Source organism: Lactobacillus equicursoris DSM 19284 = JCM 14600 = CIP 110162 (genome assembly GCF_001434815.1).
GTDB classification, from domain to species: Bacteria; Bacillota; Bacilli; order Lactobacillales; family Lactobacillaceae; genus Lactobacillus; species Lactobacillus equicursoris.
This window is the reverse complement of the sequence record NZ_AZDU01000089.1, coordinates 1-2,283: the sequence shown is the minus strand read 5'-3', so window position 1 is coordinate 2,283 and position 2,283 is coordinate 1. Positions and strand designations below refer to the sequence as shown.

The 2,283-nt window shown below is 39.4% G+C and carries 2 protein-coding genes; both read right to left on the bottom strand.

The genetic code is table 11. From position 1 onward, the window contains the following. Nucleotides 1-210, bottom strand: coding sequence for a hypothetical protein (locus FC20_RS09355; RefSeq protein ID WP_056945391.1), 210 nt, complete (start codon nt 208-210; stop codon nt 1-3). Continuing rightward, a partial coding sequence (locus FC20_RS09350) for a hypothetical protein (RefSeq protein ID WP_056945390.1) occupies nt 210-2,283 on the bottom strand: 2,074 nt, incomplete at its 5' end. The genes FC20_RS09355 and FC20_RS09350, both read right to left, overlap by 1 nt.

The window sequence follows — 2,283 nt, the reverse complement described above, 5'->3', positions numbered from 1 at the left end:
TTAAAAAAATCCGATTATTATTTCTAATATCAATCCGAACGCAAAAACATAGACAAGCCATTTCAGTAGTTTGTTCCGATTCATTGGTGTGGCTTGTTTAGAGTCTGTTTTTTTCCCAAAAAGTAATAAACGTGATCGTTCCTTTGTTTCACGGCCAATCACTTTTAGAGTTTTTTTAATGCTGCCTTTTTCCTTCTTATCTTGAACCATTAACGGCCACCTCCAAAGATTGATAGATCAGATGCACTAATCTGCATTGCAAACTGAAGCGTTGTAACGCCTCGAATATTAAAGACACATTGACCTTCTTTTAATTCTGAAATGTCCTTAACGTCCTTGTCACTAATACTTTCCCCGAAGACTTGTTTAATCAGCTGGCGAGCTGATTCATCCTGGTTAAATAGAAAGCGATAAGTCGTACTTTGGAACATGGCCATAACAGCTTTAGACATTTCACCCAACTGGCCATCACTCGATTTATCTGGGAAACAATCAGCTAAATGTTGCGTAGCAACCCAAATTCCACCAAACATTTTTCGAAGTTCTCGACTGAGTTCTGCAAGCTGGTTGATCAACAACACATTTTTACTAGTGACTAGTTTATGAAATTCGTCAATGACAATCGATGAGAATTGGTATTCGTCATTACTCTTAGTATTGTTATCAAATTGATATTTTTGAATTTCCCCACGTTGCATAACCTCATTAGTGATCAAAGCTACCAACGTATAAAATTGAGCGTTATAGGTTGAATCTCCCAAACTGCTCAAGTCCTTCATGTTGAATGCATAGACTTGGCGCTCGAATGAGTAAGATGAATATTGATTAAAAATCTCCCCTCGACTCGTTACCAGGTTGTCTAGCTTCGTAATAAGTTGGTTCATGGCCACGCTATCAGCCGGTGAGTCATCACGATGTTCCTCTAAATAGGCTAAAAAATCAGCTGCCAAAGGGTACTTGTGTGGATCTTGTTGAGTAATCGTGTCCATTGGTAATGCATTTGCATCTATCCAAAATTCATAAAATGGCCGGAGATACTTTTCAAAAAGGTCCATAAGATAATCACCTTGTTCAATATTCTTAGCGATCATGAACGTTGTCTGAATTCGATTAAGATTCGTATCGAAGGAGGCTTGCTCAAGGATTTTTCCAGACGTCTCATCAACATTGGCCGCAAAAATTTGAAACCAGTTAACTGGCAAGTATCGGGCGTTAACAGACTCACCACCAAGCTCTTCAGCTAAACGGACACCCTCTTGTCCATCTAAAAACAAGTAGCTGTAATTGCCAACCAACGTATTCTTTTTAGCTTCAAACTTAATAGCAGTGGTTTTCCCATAGCCTTGACCACCCACGATAATGCCGTTATAAGATTTACGCTCTTTATCTTTATGAAAAGTATCCAGGCACACAATACCGGTTTCGCTATATAAGGCATATCCTGTGTACATACCGGTTGGATCAATTAATTGGGAGTAGTTAAACGGATAACTACCAGCAAGCGAGAGACCACGCATTTCTTGCCCTTTTCGTGGCCGATTATCATTTTGAACTGCAAAAGGATCAAATAGCCCTTTTACTTCATCATCGATTTCATCAACGAATGAAATTGCGTCAAATGATCGCTTTTGAAATTTCTCGCGAACACGTTCAGCCGCAGAAATTACTTCTTCCCTGGTAGGTTCAAAAACATAAATACGAGTGTGTAGTTGTTTCATAGTTTCTTCACCACTAGTAATTGCTTCAGCGGATTCTTTAACACTATTGTAGTTAATGGCTGCTTCAGTCTTATCTTGAAAGTTGCGCGCCTTTGTCATTGCATCACTATGTTCTGTAATGGCCGAATTGAAATTCTTACGAGTACCCTTACCATCAGTATTAACCGTTTTGACATCAGCAGTGACCAGATACTTTGAGTTTTGAAACACATCTTGACCCCAGAAAGCATCGTTTGTAACACGGTACTTATACAAATGAAGCACCTTCAGATACCCGTCACCATATCGGATAATTTCATTATCTGCCTGGGACACGCCACCTTGTGGTTGAATTTGTGACAAAAAGATTGGGTCATATTCATGTTTATCAACGATTTCTTGAGCGCCTTCCGGTCGTCCAACAGTGTCGCTACCAACATAGAGGTCACTTGGAACTGTCACAGTACCAGGGTTGTGCAACTTAAAGATTAATCTAACTTTATCAGCTAAAGATACCTGGCTTAACGCAAAATATGAACCTGAATAGTCCAATATATTCTCACGTAAGTGATCTAAATCGTCCTGG

Excerpts from the sequence above, each read along its gene's own strand:
- FC20_RS09355 (WP_056945391.1), bottom strand. The coding sequence starts at position 210 with ATGGTTCAAGATAAGAAGGAAAAAGGCAGCATTAAAAAAACTCTAAAA.